Below are 25361 nucleotides of genomic sequence, written 5' to 3'. Positions count from 1 at the left end.
AACAATGACTGATATCGAAAATAGAACAATCAATTTTGCTGATCGCTACATCGGATTCAAAATGAGTTCGGCAGGTGGCATCGGTAAGTCTCGTGATTCAACTGAGACCGTGGACATACTACGCTCATCGTCAAGTTTGACAACAATCGCAATTGATGGTGACAGCGATGAGCCGTTGGCAAACGAGACTTTATACAAGACAATGGGCAACCGCGAAGGCGGCAATCATTTTGGCGCGCTTTTGCCCGCGTCAGAACAGGATCCCTATACCGGGGTTCTTACCGTGAATTTGCGTAAGGCAAATGCTCGTTCAGGTGATGTGATTTTCAACGCAATGGGTACCGAGGCAGATCGCATATGGGTCGACGGCGCGGGCGGATCGGAGCCTAACTTTGGCAAGCTGCTCATGGAAGACAACGGTGATCCAGAGTTTTTCGTCGAGACCATTTCAGAAGCTGGTTACGGTCTCGTCATATCGTTGATCGCATTACCAAGCAATCACAGCCGATGTGAGGATGCTGCAGAGTCGATCAGGTATTATTTCGAACTCTATGGCTCGTTTCCGAGTGTTCATTTTGTTGTCACGATGAACATGTGGGGCAGTGAAAAACTGGACGATATGGGCGACCCAAGCTTCGCGTATTGGTACAATTCAAAGACACGGAAGGCGATGATGGAATCTGGTCGCTTAAGCGAGATCAAGATGCCAAGTCTGGCCAAAGACATGTTCAAAATCTTTGGTGACTTTGCTTCGAAGGAATGCGGAGCACCTCTGTCTAAGATTATCGACAAGGATTTTGCTCAAGCGAACGGGGTTCCTTTCCGCCAGCGATCAACCATTGCTCGTACTCGTGTGATTTATATGAAGCAAATCGAGGCCGACCCATTTCTGAAGCACTTCTTCGGCATCGCCTAAGCGGTGTCGGGAAAGGAGACCACGATGCAACAAAAATGGGAGACGAATGCGCGCCTCGCCGAGACCCTACGGAAGATAGAAGGCCTCACCGATGACGACATTAAAACACTTTTTGATGTCGCTGACGCAACCGGGATGCCAATTACGGATGAATTGCTGCCGTTTTTTGCGACGATGCTGAGCCTTCGCCGTGAAGGTAAAAACACGACAGTCGCGATGAAAGAGCTACTCGATAGTTTTCAGCAAAACTCTACCATGATGTTGGAACTTGAGCGTGAAGCCAAGTCCAATTTCATCTCAGAACTGGATAGTCGCGGGGCTCAGGAACTCGACCTCGCAAAGATAAAGCTGGAGGCCATCTCAAAAGAAGTTGTCGGCGACACGGTGAAGACCTTCAGCGCCGATATTCAGCAAAAGATGACATCCGCGTTGCAGGAAGCTCGGCATCAGGAACGCGACCGTATCGGCATCGAGCAAAAGGCTGTTGAATCCGAAAATTGGCGTAAGGACACCAGACTTCTAGCATCTGTAACAGCTGGCGTCATTGGCCTTTTACTGCTGTCGAGTGGTGTGTTCTTTTCTATCGGGTATGTGAATGGCAAGTCGAACGCCCAGATCACCGGGAGCGAAATCGCCCAGTGGGCAAAACTCCCGAATTCGAGCCAGCTCGTAAACGTCCTGAAAAATGCCGATCCGTTGGCCATTACTCAAAAATGCGACCGCGCGGGTGGTAGCATAGTCGACGATCTGGAGACCTGTCAGATTACTATTGTTAAGGGACGAGACAGCCTGAGGCTGGCATCAGGGATGCGCGTTTTTGATCAGATCGAAGTCTGGTTGAAGACCGCAGGTTGGGGATGGCTTGTAGGCTTATCGGCGATTTCGACGCTCTTTATGCGACGTCTGCTGCGATCTGTTTTCAGACATCGCTGGGCGTCCTGGGTCCTCGAATAAATCCATAAAATATTTCGGCAATAACAGGGGTTTTGGCCTTGTCTCTTGCATGAACTGCAAACACACTATTCATAACTGTTTATCTACGAGTCTTTCGAAGGTGGTGAACATGTACCGTTAAAAAGGAGAAAATTTAATGAAATCCATAGCAAGTCTAAGGCTATTTTTAGTGATGGCCGCGTTATATATGCTCGCCGCCGTAAACCCTGGTTGGGCGGCGTCGGTGAGCCTTGAAACAAAGGTCAACCAATACTTTCAGCATAATTTCTCGGATGACTTCTCAGCTGGGCCTTATTCGCTGGAAAGCGGCACGCTGCCACCCGGTGTCGTAATGAACCTGAGTGGGATCATCGATAATCCAACTCAAGTTGGCGTTTACATTTTTACCGTTCGGGGATTCGATGAAAATGGAGATGATATGACTGTGACTTACACAGTCACGGTCAAGCCTTTGAACGAGATTGTCGCCCACGATGCTGTTATTTCGCTTGATGGCAACACTATGGGGCTTTACCCATATGCCTATGATTTCTGGCAACATGTGAACTCTGGAGACATGGCTCCAGATCAAATCGTTATCAAATCCGTATCAGATTCGCGGGCTACAATTAGTCCTGGCTCGGGCATTCGTCCGGTCTATCTTTATCTTCCCTTCGCTGTTCGTGGTGACTTGGTCGTCCAATATGCGGCCGTCGATATTCTCAATGGCGTTGAATCCAATATCGCAACCATCACTTTTAACATCGCTCGCCCTGAAATGGCGCTTCGTTTCAACGAGTCTACGCCCCCAGCTAGCGGCAAAGGGTATGGCGTAAGCTTTATTGCTGAAAACGGCGTCGGTCCTTTAACGTATTCGTATTCCGGCAAGATACCTGCCGGGCTTGTATGGGAGGAGGACCATAACGGTTCTGGTACTGAATTCCCAGAAAGCGCAATTTTCACGCTTCGTGGCACGCTGCCGAACAATGGGGTTTACCCGATAACGGTCACCATCACGGATGCTCTTGGACAGTCGAAGTCGATTTCGCACACCATCGATCTGGGAGATGTTGATCCTGTAGCCGTCGAGCTGCCTGATTTAACCATTTCGGCTATGACTGGCCAGTATTTCTTCCAAACCTTCGATGCTACTGGAGGTACGGGTGCAATTTCCTATCAAATCAATTTGAGTTCGGATGCTATTGCAAGCGGCATCACCGCTTCAGGTAATCAGATATCAGGCACCCCGACCACGGAAGGGAATTTTACAGCGGAAGTCATTGCGACGGATTCTGTTGGTGTTTCTGCAACTAAGACCTATGCGATTGAAATTATTAAAGGTTTTGATCCCGTTATCGCATCCGACGCAACTTTCGATCTGCCTTACGGCGGCTCACTCGATGTCGATCTGTCTACCTTAGTGACAGGTGATGTCTCTACATTCGACAAAAGCTGGATTGATACGAGCTATTATCGTGCCGACCTGAATGGGAGTGTAGTTACAATTCATTCCATGATTGACGGCGGTAATCCACCACGTTCTTTCACGATCCCTTATATGGTTTTTGGTGCGAACGGTGGTTCAGCATCAGGCACCCTTACGATTAATCTAGTGATCGCGGCACCCACGGTGTCAGACCTCAGCGTTTCTGCCGACCATTCTGGTGCCATTGATATCGATTTCGCTTCAGTCATCACCAAAGGCTCGTTTGACATCATGGATGTTGTTTTCGAAAGCACCAGCCTGAATATCGTCAACACGTCGCCGACCACGTGGCACGTTCAGTACGATATATTGGACATCGCAAGAGAAGAAATCATCCAGTTTTACGCTACGGATATCTTCGGTGAGCAATCGAACCGTGCCACTCTTCGCATTTCGATACCTGCGCAGAAAATGATCTACGTCCAAGGCAGTGCATTGAACGGCAAAGTCGGCGAGAAACTTGAATACCAGGTCGTCGTCACAGGCGGTGTGGCACCATATACCTTAACCGTGTCGCCTGCTCTGCCGGACGGACTTGTTCTCAATGGCGGCAAGATCGAAGGCACGCCAACTGCTGAGGGAAGCCAGCTGGTTCAGGTCACCGCTATCGATGCTGAGGGAACTTTCGGGTCCGGCATATTCAGTATCACAATCTCCTCTGCTGAGGCCGTAATCGAAGCTCCGAAGGCTGAAAATGGCTCGCTCGATCTCGACTTTGGTCAGTCCGGCACCGTTGATTTGGCTCAGTTGATTTCCGGTGACGTGGACACGATTGCCATTGTTTCGCAGCCATCCAAGGGCAGCATCAAGCTGGAAAGCAACACCGTTACTTACGTGCCGAATGAAGGCGCAACGGGTTCCGACCTGTTCAGCTTCATGGTGTCGAATGCTGGTGGTTCTGCGACTGCAAACATCGCAATTTCCATCAAGGAACCTTTTGGTGAAGCACCGATTGCCAAGAACCATTTCATCCGCCTTCAGCCAATGCAGGCAGGCGACGTGAATTTGACCGAAGGTGCGGTGTCGAAAGACCCGATCACCAGAGTGCACATCCTGACGTCGATCTCGGATGAAATTGGTATTTCGAACCTGGCTGATACGCATCTCGGATTCCAGCCAAATAAGACCTTCGCAGGAAATGCTGTGATCAGCTATCAGCTTGAAAACAAATGGGGTCGCTCGGCCATTGCGACGGCAACGTTTGTTGTAGCTGAACGCCCTGATCCATCCAAGGACGCCGAAGTGGCTGCATTGCTGAAGGCTCAGGTGGATGCTGCAATCAGGCTTGCTGATGATCAGGTCGCCAACATCACCCGCCGTCTTGAACAAATCCGTGCGGAAGCTCCAGGCGCACGTCAGAATTCGTTTGATTGGCAGCTCGGTGTCGATCCTAAGGACGGCGCTCGTTACGATCACGAAGGCAATGACATCAGCGCGCAGAACAGTCTGAATGCTCGTGGAACGTTCGAGTCTTCAAATCCTCTTGCAGTCTGGACGACGGGTTATGTCCGATTGGGTGAGAGTAGTGAACTGGGCAGCATAGAAATGAAGTCGACTGCGGTAGGTGGAACGGCTGGAGTCGATTATCGTTTCTCAGACGCCTTCGTTGGTGGTGTTGCTATCGGTTTCGGTCGTGAGATGTCGGAAATCGGCTCTAACGGCACCGAAAATGAAGCCAAGGCGATTTCAGGCGCACTCTATGGCACCTGGCACAATCGCAATGGTGCCTTTGTTGATGGCATCATCGGCTTCTCCCACTTGACCATGGATAGCACGCGTTATGTGACGTCTACTGGTGAACTGGCATACGGCTCCCGTGATGGTACCACCGTCTTCGGATCGATCATCGGCGGGTATCGCTTTGAGACGGATAAGGGTCTCAAGATTGAGCCTTACGCAGGCTTCCGTGGTGTTGTTGGAAAGCTGAACGGCTTTACGGAACACGGTAACGACTGGACAAATCTGGCATACGGCACCACTGACATTCGTTCCCTCAAAGCTGTTGCTGGCATTCGACTGGAAAAGCAGTATGAGACGGATGATTTTCTGATCACTCCAAATGCCAAAGTCGAATACCGCCATGAACTTGCAAGTGGAACTAACACCGCTCTCGGATATGCGGATCTCGGTACCATGCCATACTTGGTGATGACCGATCCGTCAGAAACCAGCAGCGTGGTTGCTTCCGTGGGTGTCCGTGTGAAGCCGAAGGCATCCAATCTCTCGGTAGAAGCATCTGCGCAGGCCAGCATGTCTGGTTCCGGCAAGCCGACGATGACCTATGCGGTTCGCGCCAATTGGGAAATCTGCGGTATCGGTTTCAAGAAAACGGACTGCATGACGCGTGAGCAGCGGGTGACCTTCTTCAAGGGCGAGCTGGCCAAGGCAGAAAAGAACAAGGACGCGAAGAAAATCGCCGAATTCAAAAAGCTTTTGGCAAAGGCGGAAGCCGATCTTCGCAAATGGAATGCTCTTTCGGCAAAGCTGACTCCGGTGCCGGATATGAACACGCAGTTCGTAGACACGATATCAGGCAAGGGAAAGCGCAAGCGCTAACCTTCCAATATTGACATCCAAATGGGGCGGCTTCGGTCGCCCCTTTTATTTCTGTCGGCCGAATTTTTTCCCCGTTTGTGCTATGCAACCACCTCTCCAACAATGATGGCATCCGGCAAAAAACTGCCGTCATTAAAAGGAGAGATACATGTTCACGAAATTTACAATGGTCGCGGCAAGCGCACTATTGGCGACCGCATCTTTTGCAACTGCAGGCACCTCGCCTGACGGTTTTGATGGGAAAGGTCAGGTTGGCATCCAGTCTGATGAATTCAGGAATGCCGCTGCCAACACTTATAAGATCAAGCATTGCACAGATGTAGACGAAAAAGCCCTCAAAGCAGAAATCGAAGCTGATATCTTCGATGCCTCGGCTAAAACCGGAATTGAGGCTTCCAAACTTCTGGTTCTGGTGGATGCCCGTGCCAAAAACATCGATGCCAGTTTTGCAAAGGCCGAAGCCGACGTTTCGTGGGTTTGCGATACCGCAAGTGTCGATGAATTCAGAAACTTCAGCACCTTTAGGTGGTCGCAGATACCTGCTGATGCGGCATCGAAATAAGGAGAGTGGATATGAGAAAGACAATTTTATCCGCCCTCGCCTCTACAGCAATTCTGGCGTCGACACTGACCGTATTGGCATCGCCTGTTGATCTGTTGGCAGGCCATGAGGACTACTCAAGGGTAGTCGCTGGAATGTTCCAAGTGAAGGTATGCGATGACAAATCGGCTTACCAAGATCTTCGCGTGGCCGCCCATTCATCTGCAAGAGAACTGGACATGAGTGTTGGCGAAATCATGTATTTCGCTCATCAGGAATCCGAGAAGATCGAGCACTCAAAAGGCGGCGCTTATCAGCATGCCAATCTGTACAGCTCACTCTGCGATCTGAAAAGACCGTCAATCGCGGTCTCACCAATCCCCATCGATTTCAAAGAAACTTTGAAAGCCAAGATCGCCGATGCGGCCATCAGGGATATCGCAATTGAGGCCATTGCACTGCGTATGGAATCCAAGACATGCGGTCTCAGTGATAAGGAATTGGAAATCGCAGATCAGGCTGTTGTTGGCCGCCAGGCGCGATTGAGGGCTATCGCATTTGATGACGAATTTCTGAGTGTCGGTGCCTGGTCATTGGCAGACCGGGCCGAGATTTTCAGTAAACGGTTTGGGCCTAAGTCGGCCTGCGATGTCATCAAGGAATTGATTGCGAATGAGCGTACTAGTGAAGGCGGTGGTGAGTGATGATGTTTAAGAAAACAGTCTTAGCCGCCGGACTTCTCACCTTATTGGCATCCAGTGCCTATGCCGAGCAAAAATTCTATTTCCGCTATGTTGCGGGAGGTAAAACTATCAATGTCTCCCAACCTGAGCTCCCCGTTGAACCCGAGATACCGCAGCCGGAGAAAAAGGGGGTGCTCAATATAAGTAACGGCTACCTTTCGCATTCTGATTACAATGGGAATGGTATAATCGACACTGGCGACCACGTTTCTGTGCAGTGGACGCTAAGAAATACAGGCATGGGTGAGATCAGAGGTATTGCAACGGCAGCGATATTTAATATCGAAGATCGCGCTTTGGGTTACATAAGCTGGAGCGGGGCATCAACTTCGCTTTCTTGCGCAAACAACCTTGCCCCGGGTGCAAGTATGACTTGCTCGACGTCCATGGTAGTCACAGATGGAATAATGCCGTCTAACCGATCTGACGCCTATTTTACGGCTCAGTTCAGCATGTCTATGCCCGAAAATGTCGATGAAATAACGGGCAATAGCACGATTCAGGAAGGCATTCCGCTCGGATCTGAGTTGTTGCTTGAATTGAAAGGATCGCCCAGCGTGGTGGGATCGCCTCAATATCTGTTTTCTGAATCTGCAATTGGTATATCATTCCAATTACAGGCGGACAGCCCTGAACCATTTTTAGATTATGCCGTCAAAGTAAAAATCCCGGAATTGGATGACGAAATTAACGCCAATTGTTTCTATATGAACATACCCAATAATTTCACTGCAATGTGCAACGCTACATTGCCTATCAACTTTTTACATAAGGAAACGATATACGAAGGTCTACCTGACAATTACCAACTCTCATATGAGATAATCCAAACGAAAATGGCTGGTTTCCCAACCAATAAAACAATTGCTGAAGGGGCTCTTATTGAAGGTCCGCTGCGTTACGGCTCGAAGCTTCCCGAAATTTCGTCATTTTCAGTGACTGCGCCTGCTACGTTGGACGGCAATTTTGAAATCAGTGCAGTGATAAAAAATAACTCATCTGACTACTTGCGCGGCTGGGAATTCGATATTGATATTGGGCTGGATGTGAAGCTAAAGAATATTTGTCCCGATATTGTCAATTTCACACCAAATCAAACGGTAACATGCTCGACGTCGATGAAGCTGACACAGGCACAACAAAATACTATCAAGAGTTTCTTTAATTCGGGCAACTCGACTACGCTCAATTACTCTGTAATGCTGGGTAAAGAGAACGGTAGCGAGTCTGGTGTAACAACAGGTCCATACGGAAGTATCGATATCAGCTGGTAATATATGACGGCAACTACAGATACAAATCAGCCTCCTTATGGGAGGCTTTTTTATTGCCGAATATAACCTCTTTGGCTTTAGAATTTCTCTTAGTCGCCAGCATCATATAATATTGCCGAACTAATTTTAGATTATTTAGCTTTTCTGAACTTGATCTGAACGTCGACCATCCAAGCTTGTTCTCGTGCGCTACTCGCTAGCGCCCTCTTGGTGGCAGAAAGTCGCCGTTTTTCTCAAAAATCAACTCAGAAAAGGAGTACGACCATATGTCGTCTATTAATACCAATATCGCATCTATGACCGCTCTTCAGACGCTGAAGACTGTGCAGAGCAATTTAACCGAAACTCAGGGCAGAGTGTCCACTGGTCTAAAGGTTCAGAGCGCCAAGGACAATGCTGCTTATTACTCCATCGCTCAGACGATGCGTGGTGACGCGGCCGTTTTCAATGCAATTAGCGAAAACCTTTCAATTACTGGCGCTTCTATATCTGTTGCCCGTCAGGGACTAGAGGAAATTGGAAACCTCACAAAAGAGATTTTGGAACGCGTGTCGTTTGCTCAGGCAGACAAGTCGGTCGACAAAGCCCTCATTCAGAAAGAGATCGATGACTTGATCGGTCAGATCGAGACAACCCGCAGTCAGGCCACATACAATGGTCAGAGCTTACTGGAAAGCGACGGTTCTGCGACATCAGATTTGACAGTTGTCACGGGCGTTAAGCGTGAAATAGGTGGCCTGATGACGACTAGCTTTGTTGTTCAGACAGCTGAATTAGACAGTTTTATCACGAACTTGAAAGGCATTAATGTTGAAACCGCAACAAACGCAAGCGATCTCGAAGATGCTTTGACGACGGTTGAGACGCAGATCGCATGGGCGGCGCAATATGAAACCAATTTCGGTATGGCTGAAAAGCGCATCGAAAACCAGCAGAACTTCATTAGTAAGCTGGTCGATAAGTTCGATACTGGCGTAGGCGCACTCGTTGACGCAGACATGAACAAGGAAGCAGCTCGTCTATCGGCTCTCCAGGTTCAGGAACAGCTTGCTACGCAGGCCCTATCTATTGCTAACCAGGCACCGCAGTCGATCCTGTCCTTGTTCCGATAACTTCGACATCCAACCATGCTCAAGGGAGGCTTCGGCCTCCTTTTCGTTTTGGTACGAAATCGAGTAAGCGGGGCAAATTTGGTGGCCAAGACCCTGTTTCTGATTCCAAGTCAGAAAAATTAAACACTGTGCATATCGTGAGTTCCGCATCGATATTTCATGGCTATGGGATTCCTGATTTTGGCAAATCATGATTCTCTTTTGCGATGCCGAAGAGAATGCTTCCCTCGCCCAAGCATGCTGACACGCTTTCACTGAACGCGTTGCGCAGTCTGGTCACGGGTTTGGTTGAGAAAACCGAACGTGCAGAGGCTCGGCTTGAAAAACTGGAAGCTGAGAATACAGCACTCCGTAAGGAGAATGCCGAGCTCCGTCTGGAAAACACCCGGCTTAAAGTTGAGAACCAACTCCTTCGCGATGAAATTGCGCGACTGAAAAACCTGCCGCCACGGCCGCCGTTCAAACCGTCGGGCATGGATAAGGCAACGGACGCGAAAGCTCAGGACAAGCAGGCGGGCAAGAAGAAGCCGCGTGGACCGAAACTGGATGTCGAGCGCGTTGATCGGGATGTGGTTCTTCATGCCCGTGTTCCGGACGGTTCACGCTTCAAGGGCTACAAGAGCTATTACGTGCGCGATATAGTTTTGCGCGCTGAGGTTATTCACTACCGGCGCGAATGCTGGGTTGCTCCGAACGGTAAGACTATTCTTGCGCCGTTACCTGCCGGAATCGTCGGTGGTTATGGCCCAAACCTCAGGCGGCTCTGCCTGATGCTGCATGCGCAAGGTCAGGTCACAGCGCAACGGTTGTCGACCCTGCTTAATGACATCGGCATGGACATCTCCAAACGCCAGGTTGTGCGTTTGCTCACCAAGGGGCTGGATGGCTTTGTTGCTGAGGATGCTGCCGTTCTGCATGCTGGCCTGGTGTCGGAAGCCTATGTAACGGTCGATGACACCGGGGCCCGTCATGCGCGTGATAACTTCTATACCACCCATATTGGCGGCGAGCATTTTACCGTCTTTCGCACCACGAAAACAAAATCCCGCCTGAACTTCCTGTCGCTCTTGCGCGGCAATTATCAGGATTATGTGCTTAACGATGCTACTTCTGATTATCTGAAGACGCGACATGGCGTGGATCCGACAGTCATCGCCAGGCTGCAAACACGCACGCCTCAACGCTTTAGCAACCAGGTCCCCTTTCTGGAACACCTGGCGCAAAAAGGTGTCGACATCTTCGATAAGGACATGGTTCGGGTCGTCGCGGAAGCGGGCATCTGGGGTTCTGTTCGCCACCACGGCCTGCTGGGCAATGCCGTCATTATCTCCGACGATGCCGGCCAGTTCCGGGTTGGCAATCATGCGCTGTGCTGGGTGCATGCGGAGCGGCTGCTGCAAAAGCTGATGCCGGCGACGCCACAGCACGTCCGGTGGGTGGAAAATATACGCGATCTCATTTGGAGCTTATACAAGGCGCTCAAGGCATTCAGGCAGAAGAGCCCCTCACCAGGATCAATCAGCGCTTTCCGGCAACGGTTTGACCGCATCTTCTCTATCCGGACGGGTTGTATGGAGCTGGACAAGCTGTTGGCACGCCTGCTACGCCGCAAGGAAGAACTGCTCAAGGTTCTCGAACGCCCGGAAATTCCGTTGCACACCAACGCCTCCGAGAACGATCTGCGCAGTTGCGTCACCAAACGCAAAATCTCGGGTGGCACCATGAGCAACGATGGACGCATTGCCCGCGATACCATGCTGGGCCTTATGAAGACCTGCAAAAAGCTTCGGCTTTCCTTCTGGCATTATCTCGGCGACCGGCTTGGTATATCCAGTCAACAAACAGCCATTCCGGAGCTTGCAGGCCTCATTATCGCCAAAGCCTGATCCCACTTACTTCCGACTGTCAGGCTTTGAGAATGGCACCACCCGACCTGCTCTTGTTGGTGCTTCATCCATAATATGACCACCCGTCAAGCTCAGTAATGACGGTGAAACATTCCACTGTTTGTCGTCATCCGTGTGCACCGTCACCGTCTTGCGATTGCGACGAATAACAAAGCCTCGAACCATCGTACCATCTGGCCCTTCAAACATCACGCCACTGCCGATCTTAATCTCCTGCAGCACAGCGGCTGTCTTTTGTTGATGGAGAAACTGCAATCGCTCAACGATGTGCCGGTTCAATTCCATCAGCGTGGCTTCATCAAGACTATCAATATCGAGCTCGGTAATCGGAGTCTTCTTCATCGTGCAATCTATACGACCTTCTTGGGCAAAAGGAATTATGGTAGATTGCAACTCACCGTGCAACTGCACAACAAAATGGCACCGCCAACGGATATGCCCCGCTTACGAAATCGAGAAGAATGGATACCGACCACCTAAAAGTTAACCCATTGTTAAGAGACATTTAAATTCTGTTAACAAAACCTAATACGGTCTTAGCTTTGGGTACTGCCGATTGATTTTTAGACTGCCATCCACTCATCGAATCAAGCGGCAAGTCGTGATAAGTCATTGTCCATCTTCCAAACACCGACGTCAATTAGCGGCCATCGCAGTCCAATTCTCCTTCAAAGTGGACATCAATAGCTGCGAGATCGAAAAGCCCCCTCTCCTCGCCTTCTGGGTTAGCGAACGCAGATATCCACCTGCCGACTGGATGTCTCGTGCTCGTTGCAGAAGCCACGCAATAACCGCAGAAACGCCTTCCATGCCCAATGTTTGTCGGGCTTCGACGTAGGCCGACTGTGTGATGCCGAGAAATCTTGAAACCATGGTGCTGGCTTCAACGAGGTCTCTCCAGGACTTGATGCCGTCTGATGCATACTCCCTGATGTCCGGACAGGCTCGGAGCACCATGTCGAGTGGAATGCTCTCAGGAAGGTTGGACACAGGTTCCTGCTTTTCCGGAGAATTCGCCTTCAAATCAATTTTTTGACCTGATTTAGATTCAAAAAGGGATTCTGGTAGGGATTCATTATGGTGCCGCTCAATTTGAGCGTCGCTGGCGCTCATTTCTTCTGCAATATCATTATTTTTCAGCAGGTTATCCATTTCAGAGCAAATGGCTTCCAATTTGGTTTTTATGGCCTGCAGTTCCTGCACTGTGGCCCGCCGTGGAATAGCATCGACGATTTCCCTGAAACGAATAAACAGGTCTTCCAGATCGCCAAAATGGGCGTCTGGAGCGGCTTCAGCGAAATCAGATGCAATCTCGCGTCGGATGACGGAAACCTCATCCCTGAGGCGCTTTATGACCTTCTGATCCGCAGCAATACGTTCGGCTGCCTGCGCAATCTCTATTGAACGGGAGACCATTGGCGCGAATGAGAAGCCGTAGGCGATCTCTACGACGCCTTCTTTGTCCTTGTGCGCATACCGCTTGCGGGTTGGGCTGTCCTTACGTTCGATAATCCCGGCTTCAACCAGTGACGCCAGATGACGCCGCAGGGTGCTTTCGGGCATACCATGAGCGCGCAATGAAAGCTGACGATTGGATGGGAAGACGACAAGGCCATTCTTCTCATTGAGCTCGTCTTCAGGCAGGAATGACAGCAACGAGCTCAACACCGCCAGACAACGGTCATTCAGACCGAATTCCGACTTTGCGATGCATAGCTGCTTATAGATTGTCCAACGATTAAGACCCCTGCCCTTTTCAGAATTTTGGGCACGGTTCTGCATTCGACCGCGAATTGCGGACGCAACAGTCTCCTGAACTTGCATTTCCCTTCACCTTTCTAAAGGCAAAAGAATTCCGCTCGCCAAAACGACGCCAACGACTCTTGACAGTGATTCATGGAAATGCGATTCTCTAGCTGCTTAGACTTATGAGAAGGGCTTCCACGCGGTGACGTTTGGGGGCCTTTTTCTTTTGCGGTTTAGTCTCCTGTTTCCTTATTCATTGACTGTTCGAACTCGTCGTAGAGACGATCCAAGCGTGTTGTCAGCCAATCGCTGAATGGTTTTGCGTTCTTCTCTTCGAGCTTGATCGCAACCATTTTTGGCTTCTGATTCATGGATAGGCTAACTGAATTATCCTTAGATCTCCAGGCTTTAGCTGCAGAACCATTTTCGAAGTCTGTTTCTATATTTTTGGCGTTGCTACCGTGTTTACGGAGCGCCGACATGAGCTTTGCAAAACGCTGATCACTATCAAGCGATTTTACGTCATCGTTGTTCAATAGGCTTTCGGCAGCTTCTAATTTCTTCTCGTCGTCAAGCTGTTCGAGTAACTCCATCCATCTTTTGCGACCCGCCTTTGGGGCTGAACCGATGACGCGGATCAGATTGAGAGGAACCTTCCGTGCAATCGAGATAAGGCGGCTGACATCGGCTTTATCCATTCCTAATGCCGAAATGACGACAGCTCTTTCTACGCCCTCGTCTTCCAAATTCTTTGCGAAAAATGCCTTCTCAATGAATGACAGATCCTGCCGATCCAGATTTTCACGTCCCTGTGCAACGATGAGTTCGTCGTCAGAAAGTTTCCGTACGATTGCACGAACTTTGATCCCTAAAGCTTGCGCTGCTCGAAGACGACGGCGTCCATAAGCGATCTGGAAGCGTGTGGCGTTGTCAGGATGCGGTCGCAACAGTACGGGTACCTGCTGACCGCTCTCACGAATGCTTTCAACCAAACCGTCAAATGCCGGATCGACATCTATAGAAATTCGGTCAGCAATACGCGAGGGGTCAACAAGACCGGGATCTATTTCCAGAATAGCATCCGCATCCTCCAATTGCTTCTGGAGATCGCTGGCGTGCTTAGCCGATTCCGCTAGTTCCTTAAGCGATGCCCCCATTGCACCGATGGCACCAGTTCGTACGCGATCCGTATCCAAAGACTTGGATGGGGCAGGGGCCTCACGTTTCTGAAGGAAAAGATTGCTGAGGGTTTCTTTACGACTCACTTTAGCCTCCATTCTCGGTTTCGCACTGTTGGGACGTCCCAACAAACGAGATGCTGATCAACTGGCTGTTGGGACGTCCCAACAGCAGGATGGGGAAACGCATCATCATTTCCGCCCCCAGGCGGCTTTGACGAGATCCTCAATCTCTCCATTAACAGCATCCAACGCTTCCATCGCGCGGTCATATGTTGAGCGAGTCAGGTTCTCTCGGCCGATTTCATAAAGAGTCTGCTTTGAAAGGCCCGCATCCGATACAGCTGCGGATTTCAGCATCGGGTTAACGAGCACACTGTCGTCGAACAGGTTACGGAGTAGGGCAGCCACCTTCGTCTGTGGGGCGTCCTGAGGCTCATAACGGGTCAGCAGATAGCGAATGAAGTCGTATTGCAGATTGCCACCTGCCTCTTTGACGACACCCAGCAGATCACGTGTCATCAGCAGGAACTGGGACATCGATGAGATATCCAGCATCTGGGGATGAACCGTGACGATCATCGAAGTTGCTGCACACAAACCCGACAATGTCAGGAAGCCGAGCTGAGGAGGGCAGTCAACAACTACAATGTCGTAATCATCAGCGACCTGATCTATCGCATCAGCAATCCGCATAAAGAACAGCGGCTGGCTGCGGTCACCCGACGTGAGAGCCTTAGGTGTCGTGTGTTCGAATTCCATTAGCTCCAGATTTCCCGGAACCAGGTCAAGACCATCGAAATAGGTCTTGCGAATGACGTCAGATAACGGGCGCTTCTCATCGTCGTAACGAATAGCTGCATACAACGTCTGATTGGAATGGACGTCTACTTCTGGCATAACACCTAGCAGTGCAGAAAGGGATGCCTGAGGATCGAGATCGATGGCCAGCACACGATAGCCTTGCATTGCCAGGTATTGAGCGAGGTGGGCCGACGTTGTTGTCTTGCCGGAGCCACCTTTGAAATTCGTAACTGCCAGAACCTGAAGGTGTTCATGTGCACGGCGGCGAGGAAGCAACTCGATTGGATCGCGGCCACGAATGTTGTCCGCCAGCAAGCGACGAAGCGCATTGATATCGCCAAGCGTGTATAGTCGACGTCCATTACTTGAAGTTTCAGGTTGCGGGCCATCGCCTGCAATGCTCATTTTCCGAAGATGAGAATCCGACACGCCAATCAATTTGGCAGCCTCTGTTGACGTGAAACGGCGAAGCTCTTTCGATGCCGTTGGCGGAAACAGGGCTTCGCTCATCGCTTGAAGAGACGAGCTTAGAATTTCAGCTTGATCGCCGATGGAATTGTAGACATCCTGACGTGCAGGCTGAGATTGTGTGTTCACAGAGAAATCTTTCATCACGCGAAATCAATGGAAATGGGTCGTTTGCCGTGATGATAGCAAGAAGGTCTTTTGCTGCAAGAAATTATTCGTTAACAGAGGGTTAACACTGGATCACGTAAGCGCCAAATCATTAAGGTTATCAGTAAGTTAATTGGACCACTGCGAATTCAAAAAAATGACGTTTAAATGGAAGTGCGGCTTACGTTCGCCCTAGTTCTCGCTATATTTTTTAGCCACCCCAATAGAATCGAATCGTAACCGTCATCATCATGACTTGAAAATGACTCCTGTCATGTATTTTACGTTCACCGAAAGAGGGCAGGGGAGGGGATGAAAACGATGTCAAATATAGACGCACGAACATCGACAAAATTTCAGGCAGACAAGACAATTGATGTGAGCAATGTCTCATCCACATTGGACATTGAATTTTTCAGAATGTTCGCTCGTTTCGAGTACGCGTTAAAGAAGGCAAAATACATTCGTGCCAGAGCAGGGATGGTCGCAGCACATTGGGATAAATTTGCCAACGACTTAGGAGCAGCATTTTTCGAACGCGTGAAAGTTGAGGCTCTTGCCGATACGATTTTGCACTTGCCACCGAACAAGCAGGCAGTTGACGATAGCGGTGAGCTCGTTTGGCAAGTTTGTAAGCCGCCAGAAAACTCAGTCGCCCTATTCGTCGCGATCCGCCGAATCCGAAACAACTTGTTCCACGGTGGAAAACACGAGAACCTCTTCAACGACCGAGACCAGGAATTGCTATCGGAAGGGATCGCAGTTTTGAAGTTGGCTCTCGAAACCCACGATATGGTGAAGTGGCATTACATGGGTAATGCCTAGTAACCGACTTTAAAACCTGGGCGATGCAGGCGGCTCGTAATTCTGACATGCATCCAACGCCGCAACGTAGGCATCTTTCAGCGTCCTTGCCTTCCCAGACATAATTTCAGCATCCAAATTATCCGCCGAGCCGTCATAGTCACCCTGGGTGATCCGCCATGCCGATTTCGTATCAGATATGCGGCGGATTTCAACGGCGTACTCTTGGTCTCCAATCTCGACAGTTTTGAAATACGTTTCAACTGGGGAATTTAGATTTCTCTGCCAACCTGAAAGATCGACGTCGTGCATGAAGGACGCATATGCGTGCACGGTCGTCATCAACTCATGATATCCGTCCTCAAAACTATCGGCTAATCCACCTTTTATTTGCTTGTCAAATTTGCCGTGGCCTGCATCGTATTTCCGGCGCTGGAACAGCCATAAACCACGGCCCTCATTTGTGCGGCTAATCTCAATCGAGTAACTATCGCCATCGATTTTTATCGTTTTTCCAAATACGTTTGGAGACGACTTCGTCGTTCGCCAGCTGCTGAAATCAATTTTATTGGTCATGTTGCCTCCCTAAAATGTGCAGATGATCATAATAGCCCAACGGCTAGCAAGTCACCAATTGTGGGGGAGGTCGGAAAGACGTGGTTTCATTCGATGTTCAACGCGTGCAACACGAAAGAGTTCAGCCGTCCGTGGCCCAATAATTGAGTTTGGAATAAAACATCTGATGCCGTCGATCTCGATGGATTTCGGTATTGAACGCGGGGCGTCAGCCCTGATTTTGATAACGGATTCAAACGAGGTGAGGGCTTCAATTGGCAGAAATAGCCGATAAAAGGGTGGCAGTTCGCTTCCTGTGCAGGTGAATTCCAATGCGTCATCGAAGGCAGCTTCCTGAAAGCGGTACCAATATGTAAGTGGAAAGAGATCGAGCGCGGTTTCAACAAGAAAGTGTTCTGGATACTCCAATGTCCAGTCTTCACGATGATAGATAACGCCTTCCGTGCCTGTAAGTCGTTGGATCGCCTGCTGCCTGTGTCGGACTCGGTTTGTGATGAATGTCATTACATTGGCTTTATGTGACAACGGCTTTTTTGACCACTCGTGAACGATGAATCGGCCCTCTGGTGTCTCTGAAAGTATATTGAGAACAAGATTTTTGATAGCGGATAACTGAAGGTGATTGTTACCTTCCAGCCGCTCAGCGTAGTCCCAGGATAGCAATCCGGGTGCTGATTTTGCGATATCAGCTATTAGTAGGCAGGCGGCATCGATGTCGGCTAGAAGGATCAGGGCTACACCGATCTTGTTGGACTGCGATAACTCAGCATTGTAGTCCTGTCTCACAAATTTCTTAGAAGAAACGACAGTCTCAGCAACTTCCAAAGCGTAACCGAACACATATTTTTCGTCGAAAACCTTCCTGTCACAAGGCGCTACAGGATCAACGTTATCTTTGAATTCCTGAGCCGCCATCCTTTTAAGCGTAGCTGTAATCCTCTCTTGATCGTCACGGTCTTTAAGGATTTGTGTCATCTCAGTGGTCGGTTGAGATGCTTCCTTTGGTTTTTTTCGGAATCGGTTTCGTATTTTTTCTATCATATGAACTCTCAATTGTTGGGGGAGGGGCCTACTGAAATTTGGCAGAATGATCTGTCAGGTAATAATCTACTGCATGCCCGTCTGGGAGTTTCGTAATCGACCCGCCGCTTTGTAGATACTCGCGCACCAAATCGCGGTCAGCTTCAATCGAGTTTTGCTTTCCTTTTAGCTTTCGCTTCCATGCTCTGCTACAAGCAAAATAGTCGTAAGGACTATTGTGAAATTGATCTGTATTCATGGCAGCACCCCCTCAACGAATATCGATATGAGCGATTGCAGAACCAGCAATTACGCCGACAAAACAAACAATTGCATACATGAGGATTGAAGGATTGAAGTCGACTCCAAACAGAGTTGCGGCCTCCATGATCGACCACAGGATGGTCACGCAAGCCCAAATTGAGATCGCATATGTCCCAACAGTCGGGAATCCAGATTGGGAATAGGGGTCATTGTAATAAGCAGTATCAGACATCGATTTTTCTCCTTGTGATATCGGTTTCGGTTGGTGTGACTTCGGTTGCCTCACACAAGGGATATCGTCACCTGACGGCTTGCAAGGAACTAAAGATTTCTCTAAAATCCGAAGGCAAAATAAAACGGCCGCCGAAGCAGCCGTGTGTCATTAAGAGGAAGTAGGGCAGGGGCGCGCGTAGTCTTTATTTGACGTCAGCGGTCTTTAGTTCGTTTACCAGTTCCTCAATTATGATGTCCGGAATGGCCTGACAGGGATTCCGCCGCGCTTCACTGATTGCTAGCATTTGCTTGGCTACTTGGGCCTCGGATTTTTGAGTATTTGAATGCGGCATGGCGTTTTCTTTAATTCAAGCGGGGGGATGCTGGCATTGGTGTCATAAAAAACTCGACACCCAGGGCTTCTTCATAAGCGACGATCAATCCGCATACGATCTTAGCCTTCGCATCCGGATACATGCCATCCCATTTTTCCAATGCGGATGCTATGTCGTCATTATCATTGCTGTCGTCAGCATTCTTCAACAGCGCTCTTATCAATGCGTCGCGGAGTTCATCGTTGAGAAGAATTTCAATGGCATAATAAGGCTGCTCGTCTACGACACCATAGGCACGGTAAAACCAATCCAGCGTTTCGATGCAATCTTCGACCTCAGTCTGGTCGCCTGCGTTTTGGTGGTTTTCAAGTCTTTCCAACAGGTAATCGATCATCGCGGTCGCATTCGGATTTTCGATTTCGTCTTCATAGCTTAAAGCTTGCAATTCAGCTAAAGCTCTGGATTCAATGTTTTTTATTGCATTCATATGATTTTTCCTTTTTGGTTCATCGCATCTCCAAGTTCGGTTTCGAGATGGTGTAAATTTATGGTCGGTCAAACTCTTGCAAGGCACAAATAGTTTATCGGTGGGCTTCAAATTCAAGCTGAGGGCGCTGCCTTAGAACCCCACCTTCGACCACAAGGGTCAGGTTATGGGTACCCGCCTCAATGGCAATGAGGTCTCCCAGATTGCACCAGATATCGCGGTCTGATTTCTGCAGGATCTCGCCGAGGTAATCCAACGTCGTGTTGCGGTAGTCATTGGCGAAGTCGAACAGGAGAGTGATGTTGGCAACGCTTAAATCGGCGATATCAGTTACTGACCTGTTGATGGCCAGGTAGACTGCATCAAGCCGATCCTTTGCGATCTCGTCCTCATGGTCAGCACCTACTACAATAATAGAGTGGGGCTCATTCCATACATGCTCAAGCAGACGGAATACCCCTAACAACCCTCCATCCAGGTAGAAGTCAGGGTTGAATCCGGCGACCTTGATGACTCCGGCTTCTCGAAGCGATAACAAGCCAATGGCGTCAATGATCCGTGCCTTCATATGCGCTGTGCCAAAAAAGCCATTTTGTCGGCTGTATCGTTCACCGAGGCGGACAGCTTCAAGGAAATTGCCATTGGCTGCAATCAGCCGTGCAAGGCCATTTAAAGATGGCAATACGGTTTCATGCGGTTGTTCGAGAACTCGACGTGGCCAATAGGTTTCGCCGTCGTATATGGTGCCAACGCTCGGGCGGATGCGGTCGTTGATGGTTGAGACTGTTTCGGTGTTTATGTGAAGTGCGGGCATTACAATTTCCTTTAATGCATGGACATCTCCATGGTTTGGGGTTGATTTGGCTGTTGATAATAGATGACGTATTTTTTACTCAGATCACGATCACCGACCTTTACCTTCAAGGCTATAAATAAGATCGTCCATTGCATCCCGCACATCTTGTTCAATTGGATTAGCCTCGTCTTTTGCCAATCGTTTCGCGGTAATTTCGGCCATTTCATTCGGGTAGATTACTTGCATCAGCGCGATCAAAATGCAGTTCACCAGGAAATGTAAGATAAGAAATAACACTATTATAGCTATAAATGACGCGACGGCCGATAGGGAAAGTAATGATGTAATCTCAGAAAACGGATTAACTATTTGCCATAGGCAAATGGAAGTAATAAGTAGCGTTATTCGATATAGACCCATTATCGCAAATCGTGTACGTGCGTTAATTCTTTGTAGTATCTTATCTAATAGTTTCTTCATTCTATTCTCCATTATAATTGCATGGACATCTCCATGGTTGTGGTTGGGTTTATTAGGATTTAGTTAGAGGCAAATATTCTGAATATTCAGGATGCCGTATCTTTTTCACGCTCTATACGGGCGAGTTCATCGCGTACTGCCTGATTGATGATGTTAGTAATGAAACGCCTCGAACTAAACATCGAAGCTAATTTTGTAGCCAATGTAATAAGCCAAATTAACCCAACCATACGAAGTCCCTCTACAGAAAATATTTGATGAACCAATTTGGAAAACGCATCGCTGTAAGTAATGAGAGGCAATGCTACCGTGATTGTGAAGAATCCAATCAGGTAAACCGAACTCGCGACAAAGGCGAAGTCTGATATCTTTCTAATAATATTCCTCATATCGTAACTCCCATAGTCGTCTGTGTGGCCTTTGCGTTCTCTATAATTTCTCTGAATTTTGGATCGCCGCGATAGAAGCCTGCTGAACTGTGCCCGAGTTCAATAACTGGCGCTGCACGATGCCCCAGGGACAGCACGTGATCGAAAGCCACGGCATCGTCTTCGAGGTCGATTGTTTCATAGTCGAGGCCTTCGCGGTCGAGGTAATGTTTGAGCTGTGTGCAGCTTGGGCAAACTTTCTTGGTGTAAACGGTAAGCATGTTTGATTTCTCCTCCTATAATTAGCAACTGAATAATAAAACGGTAGCGCATTAGAATGATCAATGAAAATGCCTGATGTAGTCAATGTCACGGTCTTCCAGGAGGCTCTGCATGGCATCGTCGTCGTCATAAGCGTTGTAATCGAGCTTCCGATGCTTAATATTGGTGAAGATATCGCAACCGAATTCTGCGAGTTCATCGATGGAAACGTTCTGTGCAATGTAAGTCATTTGAAAACTCCTGAGATCAATAGCCCCATGCCTGATCTTTATATTATAATTATATGTCGCGGCGTCACACATGTAAAGATTAGTAAAAAGTTGACAAGACAGTGCGGTTGCTCGACTTTGCTAAAAGTAAGCAAAAATAAATTAAAAATATAGATCACGAATTGTTACAGAAAGCGAATCTATACAGCTACTCAATGTGGAATATTGAATAGCTCTTATGGAAATCCGTTGATTGACGTAGCAAAATCTTCATTTCGCGCGATGCTATAGGCGATAAGTTGCCACCTTTTACAATTTTGCGAGATTCCAGTCCTTTCAAACGGTAGTCTAGTTCGGATGCCGAAATCGATGGGAGCACCAAACCGACTGAACGCGCATCGTTGCCTCTTTCTTTCTCAACAATGTTGAACAGATCTCTTGCCCATCCGAGAAAAGCCGTCTGCATTTCATTCACTAAGGCAAGCGGAGGAAGTACCGGACGACTATACTCAGCCCAGCTACGAGCCTCAGAAAGGCCTATCTTGTTGCCTGCTGCGACGTCTTGTGGCGTCCGGATGCCAGCGTAAAGAGCAATAGCTTCGGCCGTTAAGCCAAAGAAATCGATGAAATTCCGATATCTGGTTTTCTGCCACAGGAATTCTTCAAGCTCGGTACGTTTTTTGCCAGCTGCCAGCTTGAGCCAATTGCGATAAGAGAACCATGCGTTGTCCAGGATGTCGTCAACGAACGCAACGGTGGCTTCGAAATCTGGTATGTAATGACCGCCTTCGACTGATCCCAATTTGCGGTCAATAGATGATGAAATGGAGCCAATGAAACCGACACGGCCGAGAATGTCGAACCTGTGAATTCTGCCTTCATCTGAATCCGAAATCATACTTATGACGCCTTTGACGTTCTGACGATTGGCGTCGATGAATTCCTGCTTGCTGAAGGGATTTTCGCCCTCAATAGAACGGCCATCGTGAATAGCCTTGTGGGCGACGGCGATGGTGAATTCGCGCAGCGCATCGACAGCAGACTCCTGTGGCTGATTTACATTTGCACCCGGCCATTCTTTGGTCGCGAGGTAGTGTTCAGCACCCTCTAGGCCATCCAGCCAGCCTTTGATTTGTGGCTCTGTCGCCGACACGATTTCAGCTATCATTTTGCGCGGCAGTCTCAGTATTTTGCTTAAGCGAATGAATTCAACCTTTCTCTGCATCGCTTGATGCCTTCTTTCATCATCTATCTCTCGCATTTAAAATTCCCCTTTCATTAGCCACCGAGTGGCTTAAACCTATTATGTGTAACGAGGACGCATACATCAATGGTAAAAATAAAGGGAGAAGCCATTAATCATCTCCTTCTAATAGTACATTCTCTCCATGAAAATCATTGCCGACATCATCTTCGCGAGAAAAATACCTCAATATTGCTGAGGTAACTGAGCCAATCACGACGAACCCGAAGACAAACACGCTGAATGTGGCAACCAAATCACTGGCTATGTCTAAGAAGTAAAGTCCATTTGTCACAAAGGCCAAAATCGAAACTGGCAAAACAGCTGGAATGGCAGCGAACTGGATATGTTCGGAAGCCGTTTCGAGTGCAAAGATCGAGATGAATAAAACTCCGAAAAAGCCCACCCAAAACACGATGTCATGGATTTCGGATAGCAAAAACATTGTGGTATGTATGAAGACCCCAATTGTCATTACCAGCAACAGGATAAATGCAGATCCCGCAATTCCTGCATCGATCTCATCGGCGATGTCCTTGAGAAACTGTTTCGTGATCATGTCAGCCCCCTGGATGCAAAGACCGAGAGCATTATGCCTGCAAAAGAGAAACCTGCAGCGAGTATCGCGGTGTGTTTTGTTGTCCCATCAGACAATATCAGCCCGATGCCCATTGAGATGACGACGATAGCCGCCGTTTTCATTGTTAGTAGTGGTAGTAGATAATTATACATACAAGAAACTCCTTTATAAACAGTTATGAATATTATTGCCCAATAGGCTGGATTTCGGTTGCGGTGACGATACGCAGATCATGCAATGGCAGGTCTTCGACTGTTCCGCGTTCAAAGCTATTAATCCAACGTAGGCGAGACAGCTTGTGACCTTTGCCGTAGCGCTGAAGTCTGAAATGTCCACGAACTTCATGACGTCTTCTGCCAATCACTGGAAGCCCGGAAGTCCCGCATTCGCCATTGTTTTCGATCTCTCTTCCAAGATCGCGACCGCCTATGATTTTCTTGACGCGGAACAAGCTGAATTTCTTCGCAACCTGTCCTGCTTTGCGACCTTGGCGTCGAACATGATCATAAGCGAGGTGGGGCAACTGCTGATACTCGACACCGCCATGCTGTTCTTCGGATTCCATGAATGCGAGCGAGAGCCAAAACAAGCTCTCGATGTCGGTCATGATGCGTTTGGTTAGCATATCTGCATTGGTCAGCATGACCTCCGGCGCACTCAATGCGATGCCAAGCTGCTTAATTCCGCGACCCATGAAAAAGTCGTTGCCTTCAACCCAGCTGAGACGCGGGTAGCTGTTGTTCCTGTGGTCTCGAAAAATCGCTGTGAAGACGACCTTATCATCAGGCTTTCTGTGACGCATGACGAAGCCCTGATCATTCACAACGGTGTCATACGTGCCTGGATCGTCGCTTGCTAAAGTCTCAATGCGAATGCCGCCGACATCAACCAGGATAGCCCTCAGGGACAGTCTGTCCCGAAGTCGATAGTCTTTATGCGGGATGTCGATATAGACGCATTTGTGGTCATCAAGAATTCCAAATGAATGGTCGCGGATGTCTTGCGAGGCATCTGCTGCGGCCAAGGCAGCCACCGTTTCTTTTGAAAGTTGGAGAGCGAGTGGTTTTGAATCCTGATTGAAGAATGGCAGCAGGCGGGCTTGAAAATAGTGAGTTTCTACACTCGACTCTGACAGGCCTTTGAATTCATCTGCCAAATCGGGCGACGTGAGCAGTTTGCTGGCGACCTGTGCTATAAAACTGAGAGCATAGCCATCGGATTGGCATGCTTTTTTCAAGAACTCGAAATCCGATTCTGAGTATTCATTTTTAGCCAAATGGAGTTTTGCGCCAGCTATTTTGGCTGACAAACCGTGGGCGTAATAATCTAAATATGTCTGCATAATATGTCTCTTTCCGGCCAACAGCCAAATGCATAAATAAACAACTATGCATAGTATGTGTGACGCCGTTGCATATAACAATACTGAAAATAGAAAATTATGTGTTCACGTCTATAGATCCGCTCCAACTGCGGTCATCATGGTCGATGTATACGCGTCCGAAAAACGGCTTGGTCACGATGCCGGGTAGGGGATTGCCGTAGAATTCAGCGACATCAAGCGGTAGCAGCATCAGTACCGACGACTTCACTCTTATCGATTGAACACCGCCCGGATAGTCAACGGACACCATCATTCCATCATTGTTGTCCTCAGTTGCCGTGGCTTGCCAGAGGCCTTGCATTCCGCCGATGAGAATGCCGCCACCAGCAAATCCCTGTCTCATGTATTGAGCCATGGCTGCACCCAATTCAAACCACTCGGATGCCGAGAATATGGCTGAGGGGTCGCCGAACCAGACCTGAGATCTCTCATCATATGTGAAGTCGAGATGGTCAGCGTCAAATAGCTTGTAAAATGGCATATCTTCAGTGATTTCAATTGGAAACATC

27 protein-coding genes are annotated in these 25361 nt (G+C 48.7%); 9 read left to right on the top strand and 18 right to left on the bottom strand.

What is annotated here, in order from left to right; genetic code table 11:
- Positions 1-4: 4 nt before the first annotated feature.
- From ABDF71_RS25345 to ABDF71_RS25310, 8 genes are all read left to right on the top strand, one after another.
- On the top strand, positions 5-916 hold the full coding sequence (locus ABDF71_RS25345; RefSeq protein WP_500061943.1) for a hypothetical protein: 912 nt from the start codon (positions 5-7) through the stop codon (positions 914-916).
- A 24-nt stretch (positions 917-940) separates the two neighbouring features.
- Positions 941-1870, top strand: a complete 930-nt coding sequence (locus ABDF71_RS25340) for a hypothetical protein (protein WP_500061942.1) — start codon at positions 941-943, stop codon at positions 1868-1870.
- Positions 1871-2006: 136 nt separating this feature from the next.
- Positions 2007-5891 carry an autotransporter family protein gene (locus tag ABDF71_RS25335; protein ID WP_500061941.1) on the top strand — a complete coding sequence of 1295 codons (3885 nt, stop codon included), beginning with the start codon at positions 2007-2009 and terminating at the stop codon, positions 5889-5891.
- A gap of 148 nt (positions 5892-6039) precedes the next feature.
- Positions 6040-6453, top strand: coding sequence for a hypothetical protein (locus tag ABDF71_RS25330; RefSeq protein ID WP_500061940.1), 414 nt, complete (start codon positions 6040-6042; stop codon positions 6451-6453).
- 11 nt (positions 6454-6464) lie between these two features.
- Complete coding sequence (locus ABDF71_RS25325; RefSeq protein WP_500061939.1) at positions 6465-7136, top strand: hypothetical protein; 672 nt, start codon at positions 6465-6467, stop codon at positions 7134-7136.
- Positions 7133-8449 (top strand): hypothetical protein, encoded by a 1317-nt coding sequence (locus ABDF71_RS25320; protein ID WP_500061938.1) that lies wholly within the window; start codon positions 7133-7135, stop codon positions 8447-8449. Before ABDF71_RS25325 ends, ABDF71_RS25320 begins: the two co-directional genes overlap by 4 nt.
- Before the next feature lie 266 nt (positions 8450-8715).
- Positions 8716-9561 (top strand): flagellin N-terminal helical domain-containing protein, encoded by an 846-nt coding sequence (locus tag ABDF71_RS25315; protein WP_500061937.1) that lies wholly within the window; start codon positions 8716-8718, stop codon positions 9559-9561.
- Positions 9562-9767: 206 nt separating this feature from the next.
- On the top strand, positions 9768-11447 hold the full coding sequence (locus tag ABDF71_RS25310) for an IS66 family transposase (RefSeq protein ID WP_500061936.1): 1680 nt from the start codon (positions 9768-9770) through the stop codon (positions 11445-11447).
- A gap of 6 nt (positions 11448-11453) precedes the next feature.
- Here ABDF71_RS25310 and ABDF71_RS25305 read toward each other — a convergent pair whose 3' ends face one another.
- The 4 genes from ABDF71_RS25305 to repA form a co-directional block, all read right to left on the bottom strand.
- Positions 11454-11810: a hypothetical protein gene (locus ABDF71_RS25305; protein ID WP_011982512.1), complete on the bottom strand. Its 357-nt coding sequence runs from the start codon at positions 11808-11810 to the stop codon at positions 11454-11456.
- A gap of 294 nt (positions 11811-12104) precedes the next feature.
- Entirely contained in the window at positions 12105-13292 is a 1188-nt protein-coding gene (gene repC, locus ABDF71_RS25300; RefSeq protein ID WP_500061935.1) for a plasmid replication protein RepC, read from the bottom strand.
- Positions 13293-13447: 155 nt separating this feature from the next.
- On the bottom strand, positions 13448-14479 hold the full coding sequence (gene repB / locus ABDF71_RS25295; RefSeq protein ID WP_500061934.1) for a plasmid partitioning protein RepB: 1032 nt from the start codon (positions 14477-14479) through the stop codon (positions 13448-13450).
- Positions 14480-14584: 105 nt separating this feature from the next.
- Positions 14585-15808: a plasmid partitioning protein RepA gene (gene repA / locus ABDF71_RS25290; protein ID WP_139975191.1), complete on the bottom strand. Its 1224-nt coding sequence runs from the start codon at positions 15806-15808 to the stop codon at positions 14585-14587.
- Positions 15809-16123: 315 nt separating this feature from the next.
- Here repA and ABDF71_RS25285 point away from each other — a divergent pair, with 315 nt between their 5' ends.
- On the top strand, positions 16124-16636 hold the full coding sequence (locus tag ABDF71_RS25285) for a hypothetical protein (RefSeq protein WP_500061933.1): 513 nt from the start codon (positions 16124-16126) through the stop codon (positions 16634-16636).
- Between the two features lie 9 nt (positions 16637-16645).
- Here ABDF71_RS25285 and ABDF71_RS25280 read toward each other — a convergent pair whose 3' ends face one another.
- From ABDF71_RS25280 to ABDF71_RS25215, 14 genes are all read right to left on the bottom strand, one after another.
- Complete coding sequence (locus tag ABDF71_RS25280; RefSeq protein ID WP_500061932.1) at positions 16646-17191, bottom strand: hypothetical protein; 546 nt, start codon at positions 17189-17191, stop codon at positions 16646-16648.
- Between the two features lie 51 nt (positions 17192-17242).
- Complete coding sequence (locus ABDF71_RS25275; RefSeq protein WP_500061931.1) at positions 17243-18232, bottom strand: hypothetical protein; 990 nt, start codon at positions 18230-18232, stop codon at positions 17243-17245.
- A 28-nt stretch (positions 18233-18260) separates the two neighbouring features.
- On the bottom strand, positions 18261-18470 hold the full coding sequence (locus ABDF71_RS25270; RefSeq protein ID WP_151648450.1) for a hypothetical protein: 210 nt from the start codon (positions 18468-18470) through the stop codon (positions 18261-18263).
- A gap of 12 nt (positions 18471-18482) precedes the next feature.
- Positions 18483-18707: a hypothetical protein gene (locus ABDF71_RS25265; RefSeq protein ID WP_500061930.1), complete on the bottom strand. Its 225-nt coding sequence runs from the start codon at positions 18705-18707 to the stop codon at positions 18483-18485.
- Positions 18708-19051: 344 nt separating this feature from the next.
- Positions 19052-19510 carry a hypothetical protein gene (locus ABDF71_RS25260; protein WP_500061929.1) on the bottom strand — a complete coding sequence of 153 codons (459 nt, stop codon included), beginning with the start codon at positions 19508-19510 and terminating at the stop codon, positions 19052-19054.
- Positions 19511-19604: 94 nt separating this feature from the next.
- A complete protein-coding gene (locus tag ABDF71_RS25255; RefSeq protein WP_500061928.1) occupies positions 19605-20324 on the bottom strand; it encodes a hypothetical protein in 720 nt (239 codons plus the stop codon).
- A 90-nt stretch (positions 20325-20414) separates the two neighbouring features.
- Positions 20415-20564 carry a hypothetical protein gene (locus ABDF71_RS25250; protein WP_500061927.1) on the bottom strand — a complete coding sequence of 50 codons (150 nt, stop codon included), beginning with the start codon at positions 20562-20564 and terminating at the stop codon, positions 20415-20417.
- 308 nt (positions 20565-20872) lie between these two features.
- Positions 20873-21175, bottom strand: a complete 303-nt coding sequence (locus ABDF71_RS25245; protein WP_500061926.1) for a hypothetical protein — start codon at positions 21173-21175, stop codon at positions 20873-20875.
- Positions 21172-21435, bottom strand: a complete 264-nt coding sequence (locus tag ABDF71_RS25240; RefSeq protein ID WP_500061925.1) for a glutaredoxin family protein — start codon at positions 21433-21435, stop codon at positions 21172-21174. The genes ABDF71_RS25245 and ABDF71_RS25240 overlap by 4 nt, the downstream gene beginning before the upstream one ends.
- A 60-nt stretch (positions 21436-21495) precedes the next feature.
- A complete protein-coding gene (locus ABDF71_RS25235; RefSeq protein WP_500061924.1) occupies positions 21496-21666 on the bottom strand; it encodes a hypothetical protein in 171 nt (56 codons plus the stop codon).
- Positions 21667-21853: 187 nt separating this feature from the next.
- Positions 21854-22906: a hypothetical protein gene (locus tag ABDF71_RS25230; protein WP_500061923.1), complete on the bottom strand. Its 1053-nt coding sequence runs from the start codon at positions 22904-22906 to the stop codon at positions 21854-21856.
- Positions 22907-23000: 94 nt separating this feature from the next.
- Positions 23001-23447, bottom strand: coding sequence for a hypothetical protein (locus tag ABDF71_RS25225; protein ID WP_500061922.1), 447 nt, complete (start codon positions 23445-23447; stop codon positions 23001-23003).
- A 205-nt stretch (positions 23448-23652) separates the two neighbouring features.
- Positions 23653-24810: an AcrVA2 family anti-CRISPR protein gene (locus tag ABDF71_RS25220; protein WP_500061921.1), complete on the bottom strand. Its 1158-nt coding sequence runs from the start codon at positions 24808-24810 to the stop codon at positions 23653-23655.
- A gap of 97 nt (positions 24811-24907) precedes the next feature.
- Entirely contained in the window at positions 24908-25360 is a 453-nt protein-coding gene (locus tag ABDF71_RS25215) for a hypothetical protein (RefSeq protein WP_500061920.1), read from the bottom strand.
- Position 25361: the final 1 nt, after the last annotated feature.

Origin of the sequence: Ochrobactrum sp. WV_118_8 (assembly GCF_039631535.1) — a bacterium.
GTDB classification, from domain to species: domain Bacteria; phylum Pseudomonadota; class Alphaproteobacteria; order Rhizobiales; family Rhizobiaceae; genus Brucella; species Brucella anthropi.
Note: the sequence above shows the minus strand (reverse complement) of the source record. Positions and strands in the feature narration are given on the sequence as shown.

Bases quoted from the DNA above. Each gene is read 5' to 3' on its own strand.
- ABDF71_RS25310 (WP_500061936.1), top strand. From the start codon at position 9,768: ATGCCGAAGAGAATGCTTCCCTCGCCCAAGCATGCTGACACGCTTTCA.
- ABDF71_RS25285 (WP_500061933.1), top strand. From the start codon at position 16,124: ATGAAAACGATGTCAAATATAGACGCACGAACATCGACAAAATTTCAG.
- ABDF71_RS25340 (WP_500061942.1), top strand. From the start codon at position 941: ATGCAACAAAAATGGGAGACGAATGCGCGCCTCGCCGAGACCCTACGG.
- ABDF71_RS25270 (WP_151648450.1), bottom strand. From the start codon at position 18,470: ATGAATACAGATCAATTTCACAATAGTCCTTACGACTATTTTGCTTGT.
- ABDF71_RS25305 (WP_011982512.1), bottom strand. From the start codon at position 11,810: ATGAAGAAGACTCCGATTACCGAGCTCGATATTGATAGTCTTGATGAA.
- ABDF71_RS25315 (WP_500061937.1), top strand. From the start codon at position 8,716: ATGTCGTCTATTAATACCAATATCGCATCTATGACCGCTCTTCAGACG.
- ABDF71_RS25330 (WP_500061940.1), top strand. From the start codon at position 6,040: ATGTTCACGAAATTTACAATGGTCGCGGCAAGCGCACTATTGGCGACC.
- ABDF71_RS25240 (WP_500061925.1), bottom strand. From the start codon at position 21,435: ATGCTTACCGTTTACACCAAGAAAGTTTGCCCAAGCTGCACACAGCTC.
- ABDF71_RS25225 (WP_500061922.1), bottom strand. From the start codon at position 23,447: ATGATCACGAAACAGTTTCTCAAGGACATCGCCGATGAGATCGATGCA.
- repA (WP_139975191.1), bottom strand. From the start codon at position 15,808: ATGAAAGATTTCTCTGTGAACACACAATCTCAGCCTGCACGTCAGGAT.
- ABDF71_RS25280 (WP_500061932.1), bottom strand. From the start codon at position 17,191: ATGACCAATAAAATTGATTTCAGCAGCTGGCGAACGACGAAGTCGTCT.
- ABDF71_RS25230 (WP_500061923.1), bottom strand. From the start codon at position 22,906: ATGCGAGAGATAGATGATGAAAGAAGGCATCAAGCGATGCAGAGAAAG.
- ABDF71_RS25255 (WP_500061928.1), bottom strand. From the start codon at position 20,324: ATGCCCGCACTTCACATAAACACCGAAACAGTCTCAACCATCAACGAC.
- ABDF71_RS25215 (WP_500061920.1), bottom strand. From the start codon at position 25,360: ATGTTTCCAATTGAAATCACTGAAGATATGCCATTTTACAAGCTATTT.
- ABDF71_RS25275 (WP_500061931.1), bottom strand. From the start codon at position 18,232: ATGATAGAAAAAATACGAAACCGATTCCGAAAAAAACCAAAGGAAGCA.
- repC (WP_500061935.1), bottom strand. From the start codon at position 13,292: ATGCAAGTTCAGGAGACTGTTGCGTCCGCAATTCGCGGTCGAATGCAG.
- ABDF71_RS25265 (WP_500061930.1), bottom strand. From the start codon at position 18,707: ATGTCTGATACTGCTTATTACAATGACCCCTATTCCCAATCTGGATTC.
- ABDF71_RS25220 (WP_500061921.1), bottom strand. From the start codon at position 24,810: ATGCAGACATATTTAGATTATTACGCCCACGGTTTGTCAGCCAAAATA.
- ABDF71_RS25325 (WP_500061939.1), top strand. From the start codon at position 6,465: ATGAGAAAGACAATTTTATCCGCCCTCGCCTCTACAGCAATTCTGGCG.
- ABDF71_RS25260 (WP_500061929.1), bottom strand. From the start codon at position 19,510: ATGAATGCAATAAAAAACATTGAATCCAGAGCTTTAGCTGAATTGCAA.
- ABDF71_RS25245 (WP_500061926.1), bottom strand. From the start codon at position 21,175: ATGAGGAATATTATTAGAAAGATATCAGACTTCGCCTTTGTCGCGAGT.
- ABDF71_RS25235 (WP_500061924.1), bottom strand. From the start codon at position 21,666: ATGACTTACATTGCACAGAACGTTTCCATCGATGAACTCGCAGAATTC.
- ABDF71_RS25335 (WP_500061941.1), top strand. From the start codon at position 2,007: ATGAAATCCATAGCAAGTCTAAGGCTATTTTTAGTGATGGCCGCGTTA.
- ABDF71_RS25345 (WP_500061943.1), top strand. From the start codon at position 5: ATGACTGATATCGAAAATAGAACAATCAATTTTGCTGATCGCTACATC.